Origin of the sequence: Paenibacillus sp. N3.4 (genome assembly GCF_008017805.1) — a bacterium.
GTDB lineage: Bacteria > Bacillota > Bacilli > Paenibacillales > NBRC-103111 > Paenibacillus_E.
Map to the genome: position 1 here is coordinate 87,672 of NZ_VRTT01000002.1, position 21,585 is coordinate 109,256.

At 46.0% G+C, this 21,585-nt stretch carries 19 protein-coding genes and 2 pseudogenes; 3 read left to right on the plus strand and 18 right to left on the minus strand.

Annotated elements, in window-relative coordinates:
- Window position 1: 1 nt before the first annotated feature.
- From ptsP to FU659_RS02115, 3 genes are all read right to left on the minus strand, one after another.
- A complete protein-coding gene (ptsP, locus tag FU659_RS02105) occupies window positions 2-1,741 on the minus strand; it encodes a phosphoenolpyruvate--protein phosphotransferase (protein ID WP_147946020.1) in 1,740 nt (579 codons plus the stop codon).
- Entirely contained in the window at window positions 1,738-3,627 is a 1,890-nt protein-coding gene (locus FU659_RS02110; RefSeq protein WP_147946021.1) for a glucose PTS transporter subunit IIA, read from the minus strand. The genes ptsP and FU659_RS02110 overlap by 4 nt, the downstream gene beginning before the upstream one ends.
- A gap of 114 nt (window positions 3,628-3,741) precedes the next feature.
- Window positions 3,742-4,407, minus strand: a complete 666-nt coding sequence (locus FU659_RS02115) for a hypothetical protein (RefSeq protein WP_147946022.1) — start codon at window positions 4,405-4,407, stop codon at window positions 3,742-3,744.
- A gap of 208 nt (window positions 4,408-4,615) precedes the next feature.
- On the opposite strand from FU659_RS02115, the pseudogene FU659_RS02120 reads away from it, so the two are divergent.
- Window positions 4,616-5,179, plus strand: a pseudogene (locus FU659_RS02120) (FAD-dependent oxidoreductase).
- A gap of 80 nt (window positions 5,180-5,259) precedes the next feature.
- On the opposite strand, the gene FU659_RS02125 reads toward FU659_RS02120, so the two are convergent.
- The 5 genes from FU659_RS02125 to crcB (FU659_RS02145) are packed head-to-tail and all read right to left on the minus strand — an operon-like array spanning window position 5,260 to window position 8,606.
- A complete protein-coding gene (locus tag FU659_RS02125; protein WP_147946023.1) occupies window positions 5,260-5,685 on the minus strand; it encodes a CoA-binding protein in 426 nt (141 codons plus the stop codon).
- An 11-nt stretch (window positions 5,686-5,696) separates the two neighbouring features.
- Window positions 5,697-6,521: a C39 family peptidase gene (locus FU659_RS02130; protein ID WP_187273843.1), complete on the minus strand. Its 825-nt coding sequence runs from the start codon at window positions 6,519-6,521 to the stop codon at window positions 5,697-5,699.
- A 32-nt stretch (window positions 6,522-6,553) separates the two neighbouring features.
- On the minus strand, window positions 6,554-7,849 hold the full coding sequence (aroA, locus tag FU659_RS02135) for a 3-phosphoshikimate 1-carboxyvinyltransferase (RefSeq protein ID WP_147946024.1): 1,296 nt from the start codon (window positions 7,847-7,849) through the stop codon (window positions 6,554-6,556).
- Window positions 7,850-7,866: 17 nt separating this feature from the next.
- Window positions 7,867-8,226, minus strand: a complete 360-nt coding sequence (gene crcB, locus FU659_RS02140; RefSeq protein WP_147946025.1) for a fluoride efflux transporter CrcB — start codon at window positions 8,224-8,226, stop codon at window positions 7,867-7,869.
- A complete protein-coding gene (gene crcB / locus FU659_RS02145) occupies window positions 8,223-8,606 on the minus strand; it encodes a fluoride efflux transporter CrcB (RefSeq protein ID WP_261807560.1) in 384 nt (127 codons plus the stop codon). Before crcB (FU659_RS02145) ends, crcB (FU659_RS02140) begins: the two co-directional genes overlap by 4 nt.
- Before the next feature lie 106 nt (window positions 8,607-8,712).
- Between crcB (FU659_RS02145) and FU659_RS02150 the strand changes: the two genes are divergently transcribed.
- A complete protein-coding gene (locus tag FU659_RS02150) occupies window positions 8,713-9,003 on the plus strand; it encodes a rhodanese-like domain-containing protein (RefSeq protein WP_147946026.1) in 291 nt (96 codons plus the stop codon).
- Here the strand turns inward: FU659_RS02150 and FU659_RS02155 are convergent.
- Window positions 9,000-9,533 carry a shikimate kinase gene (locus tag FU659_RS02155; RefSeq protein ID WP_147946027.1) on the minus strand — a complete coding sequence of 178 codons (534 nt, stop codon included), beginning with the start codon at window positions 9,531-9,533 and terminating at the stop codon, window positions 9,000-9,002. The genes FU659_RS02150 and FU659_RS02155 overlap by 4 nt on opposite strands.
- 170 nt (window positions 9,534-9,703) lie before the next feature.
- Between FU659_RS02155 and FU659_RS02160 the strand changes: the two genes are divergently transcribed.
- A complete protein-coding gene (locus FU659_RS02160) occupies window positions 9,704-10,045 on the plus strand; it encodes a hypothetical protein (protein ID WP_261807561.1) in 342 nt (113 codons plus the stop codon).
- Here the strand turns inward: FU659_RS02160 and gndA are convergent.
- The 9 genes and pseudogenes from gndA to FU659_RS02205 all read right to left on the minus strand — a co-directional run bounded on the left by gndA (window position 10,042) and on the right by FU659_RS02205 (window position 21,564).
- The gene (gene gndA / locus FU659_RS02165) at window positions 10,042-11,454 is read right to left on the minus strand and encodes an NADP-dependent phosphogluconate dehydrogenase (RefSeq protein WP_147946028.1); all 1,413 of its coding nucleotides are present in this window, start codon (window positions 11,452-11,454) and stop codon (window positions 10,042-10,044) included. The genes FU659_RS02160 and gndA overlap by 4 nt on opposite strands.
- Before the next feature lie 32 nt (window positions 11,455-11,486).
- A complete protein-coding gene (locus FU659_RS02170) occupies window positions 11,487-12,254 on the minus strand; it encodes an SDR family oxidoreductase (RefSeq protein WP_147946029.1) in 768 nt (255 codons plus the stop codon).
- Between the two features lie 57 nt (window positions 12,255-12,311).
- Window positions 12,312-13,921, minus strand: a pseudogene (gntK, locus tag FU659_RS02175) (gluconokinase).
- A complete protein-coding gene (locus FU659_RS02180; protein ID WP_147946030.1) occupies window positions 13,918-15,189 on the minus strand; it encodes a nickel pincer cofactor-dependent isomerase, group 22 in 1,272 nt (423 codons plus the stop codon). The pseudogene gntK and the gene FU659_RS02180 overlap by 4 nt, the downstream one beginning before the upstream one ends.
- 24 nt (window positions 15,190-15,213) lie before the next feature.
- Complete coding sequence (locus tag FU659_RS02185; RefSeq protein WP_147946031.1) at window positions 15,214-16,212, minus strand: LacI family DNA-binding transcriptional regulator; 999 nt, start codon at window positions 16,210-16,212, stop codon at window positions 15,214-15,216.
- A gap of 523 nt (window positions 16,213-16,735) precedes the next feature.
- Entirely contained in the window at window positions 16,736-18,037 is a 1,302-nt protein-coding gene (locus tag FU659_RS02190; RefSeq protein ID WP_147946032.1) for a 6-phospho-beta-glucosidase, read from the minus strand.
- A 5-nt stretch (window positions 18,038-18,042) separates the two neighbouring features.
- Window positions 18,043-19,044: an N-acetylglucosamine kinase gene (locus tag FU659_RS02195; protein WP_147946033.1), complete on the minus strand. Its 1,002-nt coding sequence runs from the start codon at window positions 19,042-19,044 to the stop codon at window positions 18,043-18,045.
- A 28-nt stretch (window positions 19,045-19,072) separates the two neighbouring features.
- A complete protein-coding gene (locus FU659_RS02200) occupies window positions 19,073-20,068 on the minus strand; it encodes a LacI family DNA-binding transcriptional regulator (protein WP_147946034.1) in 996 nt (331 codons plus the stop codon).
- A gap of 140 nt (window positions 20,069-20,208) precedes the next feature.
- A complete protein-coding gene (locus FU659_RS02205) occupies window positions 20,209-21,564 on the minus strand; it encodes an ABC transporter substrate-binding protein (RefSeq protein ID WP_147946035.1) in 1,356 nt (451 codons plus the stop codon).
- Window positions 21,565-21,585: the final 21 nt, after the last annotated feature.

A 21,585-nucleotide genomic window follows, 5' to 3' on the forward strand; every position in this document is an offset into this window, starting at 1 on the left:
GTTAATTTCCTCCAACCATGGATTCTGCTTGTTCCGACTGGACAAGCAGCTCTATAATTTCTTCACTTGTTTTACAAACTAAAATTTGGTTCACTAAGTCCTTGCATTTAACAGCATCACTGCTTAGCAAACGATGTTTCACTTGCAGCAGCGTCTGTACCGATATACTAAGCTCTTCGATACCCAGCCCTAACCAGATCGGCAGCGCTCGAATATCCCCGGCCATCTCCCCGCATACGCCTACCGGAATGCCTGCTCGCTTGCCGGAATCGATAACATGTTTCAACAATCGAATGACCGCTGGATGGTAAGGATTATATAAGTGCGCGATATTCTCGTTCATGCGATCCACGGCCAAAATATATTGAACCAGATCGTTCGTCCCTATGCTCATGAAGTTGACTTCACTGGCCAAAACGTCCGCAATAATCGCTGCCGCGGGCACTTCAATCGTTAATCCGACCTCAATATTCGCGTTGAACGGAACTCCCTGCACAGTCAGCTCCGCCTTCGCCTTTTCCAGCAGTGCTTTCGCCTGGCGCACTTCATCCAAGGAAGTAACCATTGGATACATGATTTTCACGTTGCCGTAACTGCTCGCCCTTAGAATGGCCTTCAGCTGCGTCATAAACAGATCTGTCCGGTGCAAGGAGATCCTTATCGCACGGTAACCAAGAAAAGGATTATCCTCTTTGGCAAGCGGCATATAATCCAGTTTCTTGTCTCCGCCAATATCCAACGTTCGAATGACAATCGGACGTCCCTTTAACTGTCTGACGGCATGACGGTATACTTCGAACTGCTCATCCTCACTCGGCAATGAATCGCGATCCATATATAAGTATTCGGTTCGAAACAACCCGACTCCGGAAGCACCGTTTCGTAGAACCTGGTCAATCTCTAACACGGAATTAATGTTAGCATGAAGATTGACATAGCTCTTATCCAATGTCAGCGGCGCGACATCAGCAATTCCTTGCAAACTCTCTTTGAATTCCAGCCAATGTCGTTTGCGCGCCTTGTAGCGCTCGATAATGATGTCATCCGGATTAATGTAAAGAGTCCCTTCCTGACCGTCAATAATTAGAAAATCACCGTTCTGAATCGGTCTGAGCAGCTTGCCTTCCAAACCAAGCACATAAGGCACCGACATGGCTCTTGCCATGATGGACACATGGGAATGTGTCCCGCCAAGAATGGTCAGCAGCCCCAGCACTTTACCCGGATCCAGATGAGCCAACTGCGATGGCGTCAATTCCTTAGCAACCAAAATATAAGGATGGTCGATAGGCGGCACGGTTGCTGTTGTATCACCCAGCAAATGTTTCAATAGCCGATTGCCTACATCTTTAATATCGAGTGCCCGTTCTTTCATATACTCGTCATCAATTAAATTGAACATGCCGACGAATTTATCGATGACTTCTTTCACAGCCACTTCCGCTGCTTTGTACTGCAGCTCTATAATCCCCTGAATTTCATTCATGAAGATGGGATCTTCCAAGATGGCTAAATGGGCATCAAAAATGTAGGCTTGGTCTTGTCCCACTACTTCCTTGATTTCCTGCTTAATCAGCTCTAACTCATCCTTGGAAGATCGAATTCCATCATAAAGACGTTCGAATTCATAAGCTAAATCCGTTACATCAATCATCTTCTCTGGAAAGTCCCACTCCCAGGTCGGAATCACGAAAGCTTGGCCCATGGCGATCCCTGAAGACGCTCCTATCCCTCTGATCATCCGTTAGTCCCCCCCGACGATTTAGTAGGCTTTAAGACGACGGACATCACGGAACCTTGGCCTTTTTTGACAGCTTTAAATGGAGCAAAACTCCAAGACTTAACAAGATCCGGATTCGTAATAATCATCGGTGTCGCCATAGATGAAGCAAATTTCTTTACTTTATTATAATTAAACTTAATAAGCAGCTGGCCTGGCTCCACATGATCGCCTTCTTTCACCACCGCATTAAAGCATTTTCCTGGCAAACTAGACGTATCAATACCAATGTGCAGCAAGACCTCCAAGCCTTCCTCGGTCAAAATGCCCAGTGCATGCATAGTCGGATAAATATGCATGATCGTACCCGCAACTGGAGAAACCAGTTCTCCCTTTTCCGGAATAAACGCAACGCCGTTCCCAACTAACCGAGAAGCAAAGATGCGATCCGGCACCTCTTCTATGGGGATCATACGCCCCTGCATAGGAGAAGTAAACAGCACCACATGAATATCTTTGCGCAATACCTTCATAATTTCTTCACGAATCAACTCTGAGAATGTTCCGAACACGACCTGAACATTGCCTCCCCCAAGACGGATGACGCCTGCAGCTCCCAAGTGTCGTAATGCCGTGATGTCCATCAGACGATCATTCACAAGCGTAAGTCGCAATCTGGTGATACAGGCCTCAATCTTCTTAATGTTGTCTTTCCCACCGAGTGCTTGCAAAATTAGCGGTGATCGATACGGGATATCTCCCGCCCACTCTTCAAGTGAAGAGCCTTCCTCCCTACCGGGTGTTGGAATTTGGAACCGCCGAATTGCCCAGCGGAACAAAAAATAATATAGCAATCCATAAACCAGACCGATGGGTATCAGAAGTAAACCATTATGCGATAGGTGGAGATTAATCACGTAATCGATTGCGCCCGCGGAGTAAGAAAATCCATGATGAATATTAAGCTCATAAGCAATCCACATCGCAACACCAGACAATATCGCATGAACCACAAACAAATAAGGAGCCACAAATAGAAATGCAAATTCAATAGGCTCTGTGACACCGGTCAAAAATGAAGCTAAAGCAGCTGTCAGAAATGTGGCTTTAATCTTCGGCTTCAAATCTTCACGCGCTTCACCAATAATGGCAAAAGCAATTGCTGGCAAAGCAAACATCATAATCGGATATAAACCAGCCATGTACGTACCAGCGGTCGGGTCTCCGGCAAAATAACGCGGTAAATCACCATAAACCATATTCCCTGAAGGTCCTTGATATGCACCTATCTGAAACCAATAAAAATTGTTCAAAATATGATGCAAGCCGGAAGGAACAAGCAACCGATGTGCGATTCCATAAATAAAAGCACCTAAACCACCTAAACCGATGAGCCAATTGGATAGCTTGCTCATGCCAATTTCCAAATAGGGACCTACTGCAATCATAATGTAAGACACAACAAGCGTTGCCAGCCCCATAATAAGCGGAACTATCCGGGGACCACCGAAAAACTGTATGTATTCGGGTAGCTTAATTTCTTTGCATCGATGATAAATGATCGCGGCCAGGAGTCCAATCAGGATCCCACCTGGTACGCCAAGTTGGAACTGGGGGCCCAATGCATGTTCAACTAACCTAGTGAACATGAAATAACCCAGCATTGCTGATAATCCAGCTATGCCAGCACTCTCTGTTAGTCCTAGCGCTACGCCAACAGCAAAAATTATTGGAATATAGTCGAAGACCGTATTTCCAGCCAATAGCAGCATATCCCCAAAGCCAGATGCGTGCATCACACCCCAAGGCAAATCACCCAAACGCAGCAATACAGCAGCTATCGGAAGTGCAATGGTAGGCAGCATTAATGAGCGGCCGAGCTGTTGTAAATTCCCCATCCAGTTCAAACGTATGCTACCTCCTCTCTTAACAAATCGTAAAGCTTGTCAGCCCGTTTGTCAAAAACAAAATAAGCAGGTCGATTCTCGACCTGCTTAGGAGCTTCCTAGAACATTTCTTTATTAATACGAAGAGTTATTGTATCCGAATTGTTGACTGTTCCCCACGTTGTTAAATCCTGTGTTATAGGACTGCGAGTTTTGTTGTGACCCATATCCAGCTTGAGACTGGAAGGATTGTTGTTGTTGTTGAGCAGGTGTCACGGAATCGCTGCGGAGATACGCGTCATGCCCTGGTTGATTGCCACGATAATTAGCTGTGTGATAAGCATTCGGCATGATGTTGCTTTGCGAATAAGCTTGGTTCGATTGAACGGCATTGCCGTATGCATTGGACGTATATGGCTGTTGATTCGTTTGGTAGCTGAATTGTTGGTTTTGGCTAGCAGCATACGGGGAATTCATTCCGCTGAAAGAGGAATAAGAACCTTGGTAATTACCTTGTTGCTGCTGAGCAGGATTTTCCGAATCACTGCGAAGATAGGCATCATGCCCTGGTTGATTGCCTCTGTAATTGGCTGTGTGAAAGGAATTAGGGGAAGCCGATTGCCCATATGCTTGGTTTTGTTGTCCAGCATTACTGTAGAAGGATTGCACTGTCCCTACAGGTTGGTATTGTCTTTGGTAGCCTTGATATTGCGTCTGAACTCCTTGCGAATTCTGATTTTGCATTCCTTGAGAAGCATTTCCATAAGAAGAAGCCCCGTTGCTATTAAAGTTGTTATACATGCGTAAATCCTCCTCTGAGTATATCAAGTTTGTGACCCCTTTTTTGCGGCCTTTTTTATTCTCTCCGCTTCGTCTTTTTTTATTTATGGAAGCTGTTGGATTTTCTTTTTCTTTAGTATACTTAACATACACATAAATTGACTATGTGGGGTCGAATATGCCATAATCTCCTTGTAAACTATTCTCTTTTCAAGGAGGAACTATTCACATGTCCTATGATGTTATCATTATTGGCGCAGGTCGCCGGAGCCAGTGCGGCACTATTCACTGCAAAAGCAGGTAAAAAAACGCTGGTTATTGACAGTGATCAAAGCATTACTAAGAGGGCGTGGGTTGAGAATCATTATGGTGTAGATGCCATCTCAGGTCCCGATTTAGTCGACATCGGCAAAAAGCAAGCCGCTAAATTCGGAGCAGAATTCGTACAAGGTAAAGCAACCCAGTTAGAAAAAGAAGGCGATAACTTTCGAGTTGCTACGGAAAACGGTTCCTTTGAAGGCAAACATGTGATTCTTGCAACCGGATTGTCGGTAGAACTTGCCGAAGCCTCCGGCATCCAAACCAAACCTGGCACAGAGCCGCGGATTAAAACGGTCGTGGATGCAGATGCGCAAGGGCGTACAAGCTTGCAGGGCGTTTGGGCAGCAGGCACAACAGCCGGTGTTAGCGTACATACGATCGTCACTTCAGGTGATGGTGCCAAGTCGCTATCAATGTGCTTAGTGAGTTAAATGGCGAGAGATACGTCGATCATGATGTATTAAAAGCTTAATTGTTATAGACAAAGAGGGCTGTCTCCTTCGTAGCATTTGCTACGGAGGAGACAGCCCTCTTCCATTTATCCGCTCATTTTTAATTGTTTCTTGGATTAAGAATAGCATCCTCGACTTTAATACAGCGATCCATTATGACTTCGACTCCGGCTTCACTTGCGATACGCGCAGCCTCCTCATTCACGATATCGAGCTGCAGCCAAAATACCTTGGCTTTAATTTTCGCAGCTTCTTCCGCAATGGGAACGACTTGGTCAGCGCGGCGGAACACATTTACGATATCAACAGGTTCCGGAATGTCAGAAAGAGTAGCGTAACTCTTCTCGCCCAAAATTTCTGTGGCGTTCGGATTTACGGGAATAATTCGATAACCTCTGCTTTGCATAGCCGCAGAAACCATATACGAGGTACGGTCTGGTTTATCTGATAAACCAACTACTGCGATATTACCTGCATGCGCTAAAATGTCTTTAATGTGCTCTCTAGACGGATTTTCAAAAGGCATATGACTCACTCCTATTTTTTCAAATATGTCAGACCTTGTTTCCCCATTGCAGCCCAACTCTCGATAAACTGAGCTTTATTGACTTGCACTTGTTTTTTTCCTTTTAGCGGGTCATTCAAGTACACATTATTTTCATCATATCCGACTAATAGAACAGCATGTTCAGAATAGGATGTTTGCAATGGACCAATTGGCGTATCCCATGTTACCCATTTATAAGGGATATTATAATCAATTGTCGTCCAAGTAATGACAGGAATGCCGTTTGCTATTTGTTGTTCATACAAGTCAAATGATTCACCGGTGATATCAATTGCTTGAGGAATATAGGTTTTTAAGAGTGGGAAAAGCCCCGCATGATAAATACCAAAGCCGCGTTGTTTACGCGTAACGTCGCCGACAAAACCCGTATTTGGATTGCCCCAATAACCAATCGATCCATCTGCATTCAAAGACGCAGGTGTCGTATCCTTTGGCATTTCTTCGGCAAGCTCCATTTTGGTTTTATTAATTCCGTTAAATTGCAGCAGCATCGTTAAGCTCGTTACTTCACATCCTGCCGGCAATTCAGGCAGTTGGGCAAAGACGGGGGCATCAATCAATGCTGATTTCTTTACTTGATGAATAACTTGCGGCGTGGCTACGGCCACCGTTACATTCGTAGGTGTTGTCGTAGGGGCAGCAACAAACAGCGTTGGACTGGATGCGAATAGAGCTGTCTCTTTCCCCGTCGCCTTAGCATACAGCAATACAGCAAACACACTGCTGGCAAACACAAGTCCCGCAACAAGGAATAAGCCCAACGTTACTTTCAATCCCTGCCAAATAATCGTCATGCTACTCACCCGTTCGTTGTTTTGAGAATCTATTATTCACTCACAAGTTCAACTTGAGCACCGATGGAACGCAAATGGTCAAAATAGTCCGGATAAGATTTGGCTACATGATGGGCATCGCGAATGACCAAACCTTTCTCGGATCGAAGACCAACCACAGTTAGAGCCATAATCACACGGTGATCGAAATGAGCATTAATTTCCACTCCGCCTTCTACACCTTGCGGCTTGCCATGGACGATAATTTCGCTTTGACGTTCTTCCACATCTGCGCCGGCTTTACGCAATTCATTCAAGTAATCGGTAATACGATCGCACTCTTTATAACGCAGGTTTTCGACGTTGTAGAATCGGGAAGTACCGTCTGCAAATACAGCCGCAGCTACCATAGCCAACACAGCGTCCGTGAAGTGATCGCCATCGAATTCGCCAGCGATCAGCTTCTGATTGCCCCGCACATGAACAACCCCGTTAACGTGAGTCAGGTCAACACCCATTGCACGCAAAACATCTACACAAGCCTTCTCACCCTGCTTGCTATTTTCTTCAAGACGCAAAACGCGCACATCAGAATTTGTTACAGCTGCAGCTGCCAGAATCGCCGCGGATCCCGGGTAATCTCCTTGAATCACATATTCTTTAGCTTGATAAGACTGTCTGCCCGGAATGCGATAATGCATCAAATCTTCGCTGGCGTGTACGACAATACCAGCCTGCTCCAATACTTCAAGCGTCTGGCCGACAATAATCTTAGATTTCAAATCATGCAATACTTCAATTTCACTGTCCTCCTCGAGAAGAGGAGTCATAAATAGTAAAGAGCTCAGAAATTGAGAGCTGACATTTCCGGATACGGTCAATTTTCCACCGCGTGGTTGTCCACCTTTAATTGTTATCGGCAAACGACCGTTCGTATGTCGGACCTCAACACCCATTTGTTGCAAAGTTTCGATTAAATCGTCATGTGGACGTTTGCCCAATGATTCCGGATACGTATTTACGAAAGTCAACTCTGGACAGAAAGCTGCCGTCGACATCAAAAAGCGAAGAACAGCACCCGCATTGCCTACATTAAGTTCCGACACATGCTTAGGATGCTTCCCAAAGCCTGTGATGACGATTTTTTCATCATCCTCTTCAATGATTGCTCCCAGATCACGAATACAACGTCTCATCGCATCGCTATCTTCACTGTGAGCCGGATAATAAATTGTACTTGTCCCATCCGCAAGAGCAGCCATCAACAGATAGCGCGTTGTATAGTTTTTGGAAGAAAGTGCATTGATCTCCCCTTGTAGGCTTGCGGTAGGTTTCACTATGGCTTTCATATGTCGATCTCTCCCTATTATATGTAATATCCGATGAAGGTTAATCCAATACCACCTGTATAGCTGAGCATCGTATACAAGATCCAGACACGCCATTCTCTGGCCTGCAGCATCTTGATACTCTCAAGCTTCATCGTGGAAAAAGTGGTAAATGCCCCCATAAACCCAGTTCCAACCAATAATTTCCAGTTATCAAAGGCATGATGTCTCATCAACCAGCCCAGCAAAAAACAGCCCAACAGATTTATTGTCAGTGTACCATATGGAATAGAACTTGGAAACCGTTTTGATAGGTAAGCTCCCAGCCTAAACCGGCTCACAGCACCTAGAAACCCACCAATACTTACCAAGCACACAGACGACAGCCAACTATTCATAGAGGCCTTCCTGCCCCTCCAAAAGATTGTCCAAAACGAGCTCCCAGCCATGTAAAAGCAAGCCCTCCCCATAAACTACCCAATACATAGACCGCAGCTAATCCGAAGTGATCTGTTCTTAGCATATTCACAGTTTCATAGCTGAAAGTAGAAAAAGTAGTGAAGGACCCGATAAACCCTGTCGTCAAAGTTAAGCGAAGATTAGCGGGAATTCGGAGCTCCTTAGCAAAAGCAAGGAAGCCAATGAATAAGCAGCCCGCGAAATTACAAAACAGGGTACCCCAAGGAAATACAGAGGAGGTGCTAGGATTCCACAGGACCGAAAGCCCATATCGGGCAAGAGCCCCACATATTCCAGCTAGTCCAACATAAAGCATCATCTTTACAACTCCCGTAATGAACCAAAGGTTTGACATCCTGACGGATTATTTCTATCATTATTTATCAAGGGACTTCTTCCCAACACTTAAACTATGGAGGACCATCATGGAAACCATTTTACCATCCGAGATTAAAGAAAGACTAGGCCGCGGCGAACAGCTAGCCATTGTCGATGTACGTGAAGATGAGGAAGTCGCCGCCGGTATGATACCTGGTGCTATCCATATTCCTCTGGGTGAGTTAACTGAGCGCTTGAGCGAATTCCCGCAAGCGGAAGAAGTTATTCTTGTATGCCGGAGCGGAAACCGCAGCGGTCGCGCACTGAGCTTCTTGGAAGCACAGGGATATAAAGGACTGAAAAACATGACAGGCGGCATGTTGGATTGGGAAGACTAATCTTCTAAGCTTAAGTCTTTTTGCGACAAGCCGGCCTGAGTCATAATCAAGTTAACAATCTGTTCCGTTGTTAACTCTGTTGTGTCAATGGACATCGTAGCGAAGTCATAGGCAGCTTTTCGTTGTTCAAGGAGTGTGTGAACCCGATCCTCCAAATTGCCTTGCAATAAGGGACGGTTGGTGTCACTGCTCACTCTTTGAATAATGACTTCGGGAGAAGCCTTCAACGCTACGACAAACCCATTCTGCAGCATACATGCCCGGTTGCTTTCAGCAAGTACAGCACCGCCTCCGGTTGCCACAATTTGACCTGTGCCTCTTAATATATGTGCCAATGCTTCGCTTTCCAAAACGCGAAAATGTACTTCACCGTGTTTACGAAACAATTCAGGAATACTCATTTGCTGTTGGCTCTCAAGGAAAGCATCCGAATCTTGGAAAGTCCAGCTCAACCGCTCAGCCAACTTCTGTCCTACCGTCGATTTGCCTGTCCCCATAAAACCAACGAGCACAATATTGCTTGTTGTCACGTTAATCCCCTTTTCTCATAAGCTATTCATACAAACTTTGCCAACATCATACCACAGCCGATTAGTCATGAATACAATCCCACAAAAATTCATATAGTAGTGTGAATAAATTCCAGCCTAAACAGTTAAGATTTTAAGAAAGATCTAAGCCGACAAGGAGAGATGGAGCTTTGAATTCAATTGTTGCCTATACCAACCACAATCAAGGCAAACTGGAGCAAATCTTACACCCAAGCTATATTCTTTGTAAGGACGATGTTGTTTGGATTTTGGAATTTATCAAGAAAAAAGTGGCTGAAGAAGACCCGCATATGCAAGGTCTTACTCAACCACATTTATTAAGAAATTTTCGATATTTTGCGGAAATCTCCTTGATGCTCATTCATAGACGCAATTCCTTTGACCAAGAAGCCGATCGCTTAAAAAAGTGGCTGCGCGAAGCGCCTATGGATTTCAGGAAAAAGCTTGACCTCTCAGAGCTATTCAAATTAGATTCGGCGTTAAAATCCTAGTTCTCCATCCAGTTAAAATGGAAGGATCCTTCTTTGTCAACGCGTTGGAACGTGTGCGCACCGAAATAATCACGTTGTGCTTGCAGCAAGTTAGCCGGTAATCGCTCCGTACGGTAGCTATCATAGTAAGAAAGTGCCGAAGTGAACGACGGAACAGCAATACCGCGAGTAACCGCTTCTGCAATAACTTGTCTCCATGATTGTTGGTAGTTATCCACGACACCGTTGAAATAGGAATCTAGCAACAGGTTTTTCAATTCAGGTTCACGATCATAGGCATCCTTAATATTTTGAAGGAATCGAGCGCGAATAATACAACCACCACGGAAAATCATCGCGATGCTGCCATATTTCAGATCCCATTTATATTCTTCGGAAGCTGCTCTCATTTGAGCGAAGCCTTGCGCGTAAGAGCAAATTTTGCTTGCATACAGCGCTTGGCGAACAGCCTCGATAAAGGCTTTACGATCGCCTGTGAAAGCTGGAGCATCAGGTCCTTTAAGCACTTTGCTTGCTGCAACGCGTTCTTCTTTCATCGCAGAGATGAAACGAGCGAATACTGACTCGGTAATAATGGAAAGCGGAACACCAAGGTCCAGCGCACTTTGACTGGTCCATTTTCCTGTACCCTTTTGGCCAGCTGAATCTAAGATCACATCGACCATTGGTTTACCGGTTTCTGCATCGTATTTCGTGAAAATATCACGGGTAATTTCGATCAAATAGCTATCAAGCTCACCGTTATTCCACTCTGTGAAAATTTCGTGCAGTTCTTCTGTGCTTACATGAAGGACATCCTTCAGCAATTGATAAGCTTCGCAAATAAGCTGCATATCACCGTATTCAATACCGTTATGCACCATTTTCACATAGTGTCCGGCACCATCCGGTCCGATATACGTACAGCATGCATCATCGCCAACTTTGGCAGAAATCGCTGTTAGAATCGGCTCAACAAGTTTATATGCGTCTTCTTGACCACCCGGCATGATAGCTGGGCCTTTAAGCGCTCCTTCTTCACCACCGGAAACACCTGTACCTACAAAACGGATACCATGTGCTTCAAGTTCTTTGTTACGGCGCTGCGTATCTGGGAAGAACGCGTTGCCTCCGTCAATCAAAATATCACCTTTATCCAAATATGGCAGAAGCTGGTTAATCGTATCATCTGTTGGACCGCCGGCTTTTACCATGATCAAAATTTTGCGAGGAACTTCGAGCGATTGCACGAATTCTTCCACTGTGTATGTACCTACTAATTGCTTGCCTTCAGCTTCTTGAAGAAGCTCTTTTGTTTTCTCGGCAGAACGGTTAAATACGGATACTGTAAATCCTCTGCTCTCGATGTTCAAAGCCAAGTTTTTCCCCATTACTGCAAGACCAACGACACCAATTTGTTGTTTAGACATGTTCTCATACACCCTTCCGATATTTAAATATTTTAAATCGTCATCGCGCCAAAACCGCCATCCACTCTTAAAACAGAACCTGTTACAAAGCTAGAAGCTTGCTCGGAAGCAAGAAACACAGCAGCACCCTGAAGCTCAGCCGCTTCACCGAATCGATTCATCGGAGTATGACGCATGATCGAGTCAATACGTTCCGGCGATAAAATTTTGCGATTCTGCTCCGCTGGGAAAAATCCAGGAATGATCGCGTTCACACGTACACGGCTCGGAGCAAACTCACGGGCCAAGTTCTGTGTGATATTGTTCACAGCTGCTTTGGAGGCGGAGTAAGTAAATACACGGGAAAGCGGAGGATCGGACGAAACGGAAGAAATATTAATAATGCTTCCACCCTCGCCGCGTTCAACCATGTATTTGCCGAACACTTGGCAGGCTAACACAACGCTTTTCAAATTAACCTCCATAATAGAATCCCATTCTTCCATGGAAATGTCAAAGAAAGGCGTCGCACTATTTTTTCCCGGACAGTTCATAAGAATGTCTGCCCCGCCTGACCAAGCGATAACGTCTTGAAGAACTTGCTCCAAGTCTTCACGTTTAGTCGCATCCGCTTGGAAACAATTCGCTTCTCCTCCGATAGCTTCAATGCTTTGACGCACCTGTTCGCTCTTCTCTTGATTGCGGCCAACAATCGCTACTTTCGCACCGTGTCCGCCAAGCGCCAAAGCCATCGCGCCACCAAGTGTACTGTTACCGCCAATAATAACGGCTGTTTTCCCTGTAAGATCAAATAAGTTCATGTTCTTCATCCCCTTTTCAATTTTTGCTTATCCATAACTTTTTGCGTAAGCATAAACCTAGGAATTGGGACTCCGAGTGTGCTGCCCTTGAAAAGCGGTAATCGCATCGAATTGATCTTTTAATTGATGATATACGCTTGTATAAATAGATGTCAATTGTTGATAAATGCGATAATCGCTTTCATTCACCTCGTGAGCCTTTCCTACCTGAATCCATTTGTGCGCATGCGTCAAATCTTCGATTTCTCCCATTGCAAGTAAACCAAGCAATGCGGCGCCAATTCCTGAGCTCTCAATCGAGTCCGGCACCGTAACGGAAGTCCCCAACATGTCAGTCATCATTGCCGCCAAAATTCGCTCCTTGCAAAGCCACCTGAAGCCCGAATAACAGTTGCCGGACCCATAATTCGTTCTAGCGAGGTTGCTACCGCCTGAATGGAAAACATAACGCCTTCCAAAGCGGCACGTATCATGTGCTTCTTCTGATGACCTAGAGAAAGCCCAAAGTACACGCCGCGAGCATTAGCATTCCAATAAGGAGCCCGCTCGCCGGACAACAGCGGCAAGAAAAGCAAGCCATCGGACCCAGCGCCAACTTGTGATGCCAGCTCAGTCAAATAGTCGTAAGGGTCGATCCCTTTCTGACGTGCCTCTTCAGCTTCTGCCGTGGCGATCTGATCCCTCACCCAACGGAAGACAATACCGCCGTTGTTGATCGGACCTCCAACGACCCAAAAGCCCTCGGTTAACGCATAGCAGAAGAGCTTCCCCTCGGGGTCGGTTTGTGGCTTGGTGACAACGCTGCGAACGGCACCGCTGGTGCCAATCGTGACAGCGACGACGCCGGGCTCGAAAGCGCCAACGCCGAGATTGGCGAGGACACCGTCAGACGCGCCGACGATAAACGGCGTATCCACTAACAAGCCCATCGCGGAGGCATGCTCGGCGCTGAGACCCTCCACACGGTGCGTAGTAGGCACCAGCTCAGAGAGCTGGTCTTGCGTCACACCTGCAAGTCGAAGCGCTTCTGCATCCCAATCGAGGTTTTCAAGATTGAAAAGCCCCGTAGCACTCGCCAGCGAATGGTCTATCAGATAGCAGCCAAACAGCTTGGCGAAGACATATTCCTTGATGCCGATGAACTTGTGCGTTTCTTTCACAAGTTCAGGCTCGTTGTCACGGAACCACATGAGTTTAAGCAATGGGGACATCGGATGAATAGGCGTACCGGTACGCGTATAAATCTGTTGGCCCAGTCCGCTTTGCTTTAAATGTTCCGCATAACGCGCACTGCGGTTGTCTGCCCAGGTAATGCAAGCAGTTAGTGGGTTCAGCTTTTCATCCACCGCAATCAAGCTGTGCATCGCAGAGCTGAAAGATACGCAGAGCACTTGATCCCCTGAGATCCCCAGCTTCTGAACGACGGCACCGATACCTTCAACAACGGCCTTAAAAATCTGATCCGGATTCTGCTCAGCACGGTCTGAGGCGGGTGTAAATAGCGGATATTCGATCGAATGAGAGGCTTGAACTTTCCCGTCGCGATCAATCAAGAGCGTCTTCGTGCTTGTCGTACCGATATCTGCAGCTAACACATAAGGTTTGGAGCCTACCACATCAGCTGCTTCTACAGGCTGCTCAGCGTTAGAAGCTGATAAATCTGTCATTTGCTTATATTCCCCTCTTCATCGAATAAAAGTTCATACGGTTCGGAAAGTATTTCAATATCCGGATGCTGACGTGCCGCTTCAAGTAAATTAACAGAAATTTCGATTTCTCCCAAGTGAAGCGTATCTTGAATCCGAACCAGCTTGCAGGTCGTGTAATCCAAAATATTACAGGTTTTTACAGCCGCTTTTATCGCATAGAAGTCATTCTCCAAGGTGGTGGCGATTTTCGTCGGCGCACAGACCGTTGACGTCAAACCGTTGGCGTAAGTAAACGCAAGATTTGTTTTATCGACTAACCGTTGGGTAGTGAAATCAGCCGTTCCGACGCCGTTGGCATTGCCTTTCGTCTCATGTGTCAGATCAAGAACGACCATCTTCGCAACATCAGGTCCGCCGTGAGCGTAAGGTGTTGGGTAACGGCCGGTCACATTCGGATCCATCCCATCGCCACTTATATTCTTACCGATGTAGTCGATAACAAGCACATCGATTTCTTCGAACAATATTTTGGGAAGACGAGATTTAGCTTCAATCAGAAGCTGTTCTTCGCGAACCTCAATCTCTGCAGCCGGAAGCACCTCGACTTGGCAGGTCTCGTCGTAAGCGTTCTCGACGAGCGCGATTCCGAAAATGATAGGCAGCTTCTCTATCATCAAATTAGCCATTGCCGGCACATTCTCAGCCATGTACTTGAAACCAAGCTGATGACAAGCTTCTGCGCCTTTTTGCTTGCCGAGTCCAATAGCAATCATCTTCATGATTCCGCTCTCGATACGCCCGCGGAACGCAGTATGCGGTTTCACACGGTTGATGACGACGATCGCATCCGCTTCTGAAGCTATACGGTCTACATACACAGGCAAACCATTAGGCAATTGATCAATCTGAATAACTTCCATCGAGGAACGGATCGGAGCTTCCATGCTAGCTTCCGTTATGCCGAGATGCTGCAGCACTTCGGTCTGTCCTTCGGCTGTCGCTCCCCCATGGCTGCCCATGCACGGCACTATGAACGGAAATGCCCCTCTTGCTTTAATGGCATCCAGTGTCGTTTTGGTAAATCCGGCAATATTCGCAATTCCTCTGCTCCCAACGGCAACAGCAACGTGCTGTCCGGGAAGAATGCTTTCCATGACGCCGCTGTCTGCAAGCTTTTTCTCCAGCTCGAGCTCAGGGTGTTCAAGAATCGTACGATCAAACTTCTGGCGAATTTTTACAACCTGTGGAATGGGAATATCTTTTAACAGCTCTCTAAGAATGCTCATCGACTTATCCCTCTTTCATTTATTTTAAAGTGATCGTACCGATTCACGCAGGATCAATTCTGTTCTTAATAACAGTTGTTCGGTCTCGGTACGTTTATTTTCTATATTGCCAAGAAGCCGCAAGGCTCCTTCTCTACTAATTTGCTCAATCGGTCTGCGCACGGTTGTCAGTGCGGGTGTCACATAGGCGGCAAACACCGTGTCATCGAATCCAACAACGGATATATCGTCAGGAACATGTCTTCCCGATTCCGTGATCGCCTTCATCGCGCCGAGCGCCATTTCATCATTACAGCAAAATACAGCCGTTGGCACTTCTTCAAGAGCAAGGAATTGCTGCATAGCGGAGTGTCCGCTTTCCAAATCATACAATCCCGGCCTGCGATACGCGGGAGGAATGTTCATTTGGAAATGCTTCATCGCCCTTTCAAAGCCATCTTTGCGATTTTGCGCGGATTTAAATCCGCTGCGCCCTTCAATAAGAGCAATCCGCTTATGTCCCTGTTCAATCAAGTAAGAAACTGCCAGGAAAGCCCCTTGCTCCTCATCCGAGAGAACATTCAAAACGCCTTGTGTATCTACGGGCCGATTTAATACGGCAAGCGGAATTCCTTTGGCTGCGGCATGATCAATAAATGCCTGATCGTCATCGCTTTGACTGACGATAATCATGCCATCAAAGCTTTTGCGTGTAATGGATTGAAAATGCGTGTAGTCGTCAATGCCTTTAACAATCAATTGGTAGCGATCTTGTATGACACTGTTGACACCACGAATGGCTTCATAAAAAAAACCTGCTGAGGTTCCTTTACTCAATGTGGTAAAAAAGAGCCCCAAGTTATACGAACGGTCCAGCACTAGGCTTTTGGCATTGAAATTCGGTGTATAATCGAGCTGTTCCGCGAGGACGCGAATACGCTCCTTGGTGTCTTCCTGAATGAGCGGACTGTTGTTCAGTGCTCTGGAAACAGTTGTATGAGACACACCTGCGAGCTTGGCTATATCCTTAATCGTTACGCTCATACCTTCACCTCTACCTGTAGCATATCACAGCTATGCACACGTTAACAATAGTCTTTTTTCTTTGTCAGAAAAAGCCGGTATCTGATTCCTCTGTGAAAGCTCGGTCACGTTCTCAAGACTCCTTGCGCTGCCCTTTACTAGTTTCAGAACGCCAAAAAAGCTCCCCATAAAGAGAGCTTCTTCAACTCATATTTACTCACAACTCCGCCGTCCTTCAAGGACGAGTACGTTTGTCAAGGGTGAAGCGTAGCGAAGAACGATTGGATAGGCAAGCGGACCCAACCGCCGTTATTTGTTCTTTATTCCTCGCCTTGTACCTGTCTGCGGACATACGTTCCGTTAAGGGAAGTGAAAACGTAGATATCTGCCCCTTATCATTCGAATAACGGCGCTGGTGTCCGCAAAGTTCCCAATAGGTCATTCAAGACCACAATAACTGCTCCACGATCCGTTCATCGCCCCAGTCCTCTTGCACCCTTCATTCTTTCGTCAAGCACCGATTTGGATGTTGAGCCACTTTTTATCAACTAAAAAAAGCCGGCAGATAAGGTTTGTTCTTCTCCAGCATCTCGTCCATAAGCCGTTTGGCCACTGCCACTGACGGCACCAATGGATGGTGAACCAACGCTTGCAGAACGAGGTCTCTGCTGCCCGTAACCGCTGCTTCAATCGTCAGTCGCTCATACGTTTTGACCGCGTGCATAAGGCCTTTGACATGTTCGGGTACTTTGGTCAAGGCAATCGGGATCGGACCTTTCGCTGTAATGACACAATTCACTTCAATACAAGCATCCTTTGGCAAGAAATCGATGATCGTATCATTCATGACGTTTAAAGTTTGGATATCCCGCTTGTCATTGTAAAGCGAATCCATGAGGTTGACAGCTGCCTCAGAGTAATAAGCGCCTCCGCGCTTTTCCAATTGCTTTGGCTTCTCTTGCAAGTTAGGATCTTGATAAAGCTCAAACAGCTCATCCTCGACCCGTTTCACAATTTCTGCGCGTGTCCCGTTTTCCTTGAGTGACTCCAGCTGTTCTTCAAGCATGACATCCGTCATATAAAAATATTTCAAATAATAGGATGGCAGTGCTTGCAGTGAGCGCAAGAAATCCGCATCCCATTCACTGACCGGTACATTTTTGCCGCTGTATTCTTCTCTGCGGCCCAGCAGTTCAGCTAATTTATCCTCGCCTCTGACTTCTGCCCGCGTTACCCAGTGCAGATGGTTTAATCCAACGAACTCGGTATAGATGTGTTCAGGCGCAGCGTCATACTTCTTCATAAGCCATTTATGCAAGCCAATAGGCGCATTGCAAAGACCAATGCTCTTTACATTGGCGTATTTATGAATAGCTTCCGTCACCATGCCTGCGGGGTTCGTAAAGTTTAGGAGCCAGGCATCCGGACTTAATTCTTCTATATCCTTACAAATATCCAGCAAGACAGGAATCGTACGAAGAGCTTTCATCATACCGCCCGGACCTGTCGTTTCTTGACCGATAACCCCATGCTGATTCGGAATATGTTCATCCCACTTCCGTGCCTCCAAGAGACCTACGCGCATTTGAGTGCTAACGAAATCGGCATTTTCAATCGCTTTTCTGCGATCTAACGTTAAGTGAACCTCGATCGGCAAGCCAGACTTTTCGATCATTCTTTTAGCCAAATTCCCGACAATTTCCAGCTTGTGCCTGCCCGCTTCCACATCAACAAGCCAAAGTTCTTTCACAGGCAGCTGCGCATATTTCAAAATAAAGCCTTCCACGATTTCCGGCGTATACGATGAGCCTCCGCCAATAATGGCTATTTTCAATGCACCTCTCATGGCACTCACGCCCTCCTAGTCTCATCTAATTGCTGTATGGTTTGATAATCCGACACGGTCCGAAGCTTCTCATACACTTCCGTACTAACGCTGCTCCCTGAAGCTTCCATAGCCATCCAAACGGCGCCTACCGCAGGTTCAACCTTTAATTTGACCAGCGTTGCTTGTGAAGCGACTTCGCTGACTGCTTTTGCAATATAGGAATATATAAAGGGTCCTTCTCCTCTTGTGAGAACACTTCCCGCAAGTACAACGTCAAAAGCCTCATGTTGCATATTCAATCGCTGAATGATAGCTGCGGCTGACTTGCCCAGCTCTTCCCCCTGCACGCTAAGAATTCGGCAGGCAACCTCATCCCCTTGCTCCGCAGCTTGGAATAACAATTTGGTTGTATGCAGCGGAACGGATTTGTTGTTATCCAAAAAATCGTCGAACATGTCCTGCACCGAATTGCAGCCAAGAAACTCAAGCAGAAGCTTAGTCAATATCGTTTGCTGCTCCCTACCGTCCCACGAACGAATGACTGCACGGAAAGCCTCTACGGCAAGTGTGCCGCCCCCGCCAAAATCACCAAATTGATAGTTGAAGCCTCCACATTGAAAAAACTCTCCTTGCCTGTTCCTGCCGGCACTGTTTGTGCCGCTCCCGCAAAGAAGAACAACGCCAAAAGGCTGGGAGGTGCCTGCACGCATAGCAATCATGGTATCGCAATCAATAGCATGTCTTGAAAATCCGAGCCCGCTAACGAGTGGACGAAGGATGGAATAATCAATCGGTCGGTCTGCGCCGGCAAGGCCGAAAAAAGCAAATTCGATATCACTTCGTATAAGCCCAGCCTGCTGCAGAGCCGTTTCTACAGAGCTCGTAATATTCAGACGCGCTTGCTCTAAGCCCAGTTGATGATTACCATTGCCACTTTGCCCTTTACCCCTGATACAACCATGTTCATCTGTTATAAGAGCGTAGGTTTTACTTCCTCCCGCATCCACACCTAAGTAATATTTCATGCTTACAACTCCTGTATTTCCGTTTTCTCTAGTTTAGTTTTCTTTGTGTAGATTCCCGAATGATTAATTCAGGTTCCAATTGCACCGTCACATTGCGTTTGGCTGTACCATCGATCCATTTCAGCAGAATGTCCACACCCTGCCTTCCTAATTTCTCTGCCGGTTGACGAACGGTCGTTAACATCGGATGGAATTCAACGGAGAAAATCTGATCATCGAAACCAACAATCGATATGTCTCGCGGTATTTTGTAACCTTCATTTTTGAGCGCATCCATCACGCCAAAAGCCGTCAGGTCATCTGCGGCAAATACTGCGCTCGGCAGTTTCCCCGACTGAATCCAGCCGCTTGCCACTTGATAACCAGAGGTGATGCTGAAATCACCTTGTTCAACCCAAGAAGCATCCAAACCGGCTTCCTGCATCGCTGCTTCAAAACCACGCTGCCGTTCACTGCTGCTTAAGTAAGGCTTTGAGCCAGATATATGAGCAATATCGGTATGACCTAGGTCGATTAAATGTTTCGTGGCGTCGTAGCCACCTTTATAGTTATCAACAATCACGGAGGATATGGATGGATGAATATGCTGATTATCCAGCATGACGAAAGGAATTTTCTTCTTTTTCAATTCCATGACAAAGTCATCTTCATGTACCGGCGAGAGCATAATAACACCGTCCACACGGTCCTCTTGAAACATCGAATTATCAAAAACTGCAAATACTTCTGTCGATATCGAAAGCGCTAAGAAGTATCCTTTTTCAGCAAGCCGATCGTTAATTTCTTTAACGACTGCATCCAAGAAAGAATCATTTAATGTAGTAATAGCAAGGCCAATGATACCCGTTTTGCCACGAGCCAAGCTTCGTGCAGCCGCATTTGGATGGTAATCCAGCTCTTTCATGGCCTGCAGCACTTTTTGACGATTTTTTTCACGCACAGTGCCTGCTTGATTAATGACTCGCGAAACGGTTACGACCGACAAGCCGCTTCTTTTAGCAACATCAAAGATGCTTACTTTCATATAAGAACAACTCCTGTAGCTCAATAATTGCAGTAATCAAGGCGATTTACAGCATATTCCCAAAGTACCACAATTCATGAAGCAAATATACAGGAGGCATGCAGAACCATCGTCAGCACCCTCCTGCTTTAAAGATGCGACTATTTATTCACACGTTCCAACAATTTCGTTAGTTTATCTTGAATGACAGGTAAAGCATCTTCAACTTTTTTATCGCCATTTTCGACGCTCGCTAGCTCATTAATAAACAGCTCATTGATTTGCGAGTAATTCGAGATTATATGGTTGTAGGATTCGAATCCGTTTTTGAATGCTCCTTCATACACTTGTTTAATTTGTTTCGGTTCAATGCCTTCGAAATTCGCGTAGTACTTCTCGGCAGCCTTTTGATTGACTGGCGGATTTCCGCCACTGAGCTCAATGGATTTCTCCTGCACTTCCGTCGTAATTAAATATTTGATCCATTCGTAAGCTTCTTTAGGGTGCTTGGAATCTTTTAGAATGAACAACGGGTCCACGTAAAGAACACCGCGCACTTTCTTATTCGGGCCCTGCGGTACCGCGGCGACACCGACTTTAAAATTAAATTCACTGGATGCGGCTAAGCTCCATGAGCCTACAACTGACATCCCGATTTTGCCTGAAAGGAACGGATCTCCGAATTGCCCGGACACAGACTTGGAAAACGCCGGCGTCGGGGACACTTTTTTATCCCAAATCAACCCATAAATCTTCTTGTAAGCCTCGATGACTTCAGGTTTGTTCAAATTGATTGCGGATGGCTTGCCACCATTCTTCCAAGTATCGTCCGAGTAGACGTTTGCTCCAAAGTACTGCGGCTTCTGATCACGCTCGCCCCAACCGAAATCCAAACCATATTGGGCTTGGTTCATATCCTTGGAGTCAACAGTCAACTTGGCCGCGTACTGTACCATTTTGTCATAAGTCCAGCTCTTATCGTTGTAATCCGTTGGCGGATAAGCGAGCCCGGCTTTGTCGAATAAATCTTTGTTATAGAGCATGACGGTGACATAGCTATTTAGTGGAATCCCGAAGTTTTTACCGTCTACTTTGTAAATGTTCATAACGTCATCCGGAATATTGTAATCGGAAGCTTTAAATCCATCCGCCTGCATCATAGCGCTCAGATCGGTAAGCATCCCTTTGTTGTAATATTCCATAAATCCGCCATACCCCCAGTGAGACGTAACATCTGGAGCATTATTCGCAGCAATGGCGGATTGCAGTTTGGAATCAAACTGTTCGTAAGGTGTTTTCGTTACTTTAACCTTAATATTCGGATGCTTCTTCTCGAAATCCGGGATCAATTTCTCTACAAATGTGCGATCGGGCGAATCGATTGTGTAATGCGTGATCGTGACTTGCTCACCGCTCTTCTCTTTACTTCCTGCATCCGAACAAGCAGACAGAGCCGAGACACTTACCATCATCAGACCTACTACAAAAACTACTGTTGCTCTTTTCCCCTGTTTCATTCATTTTCCTCCCCGTGTTAA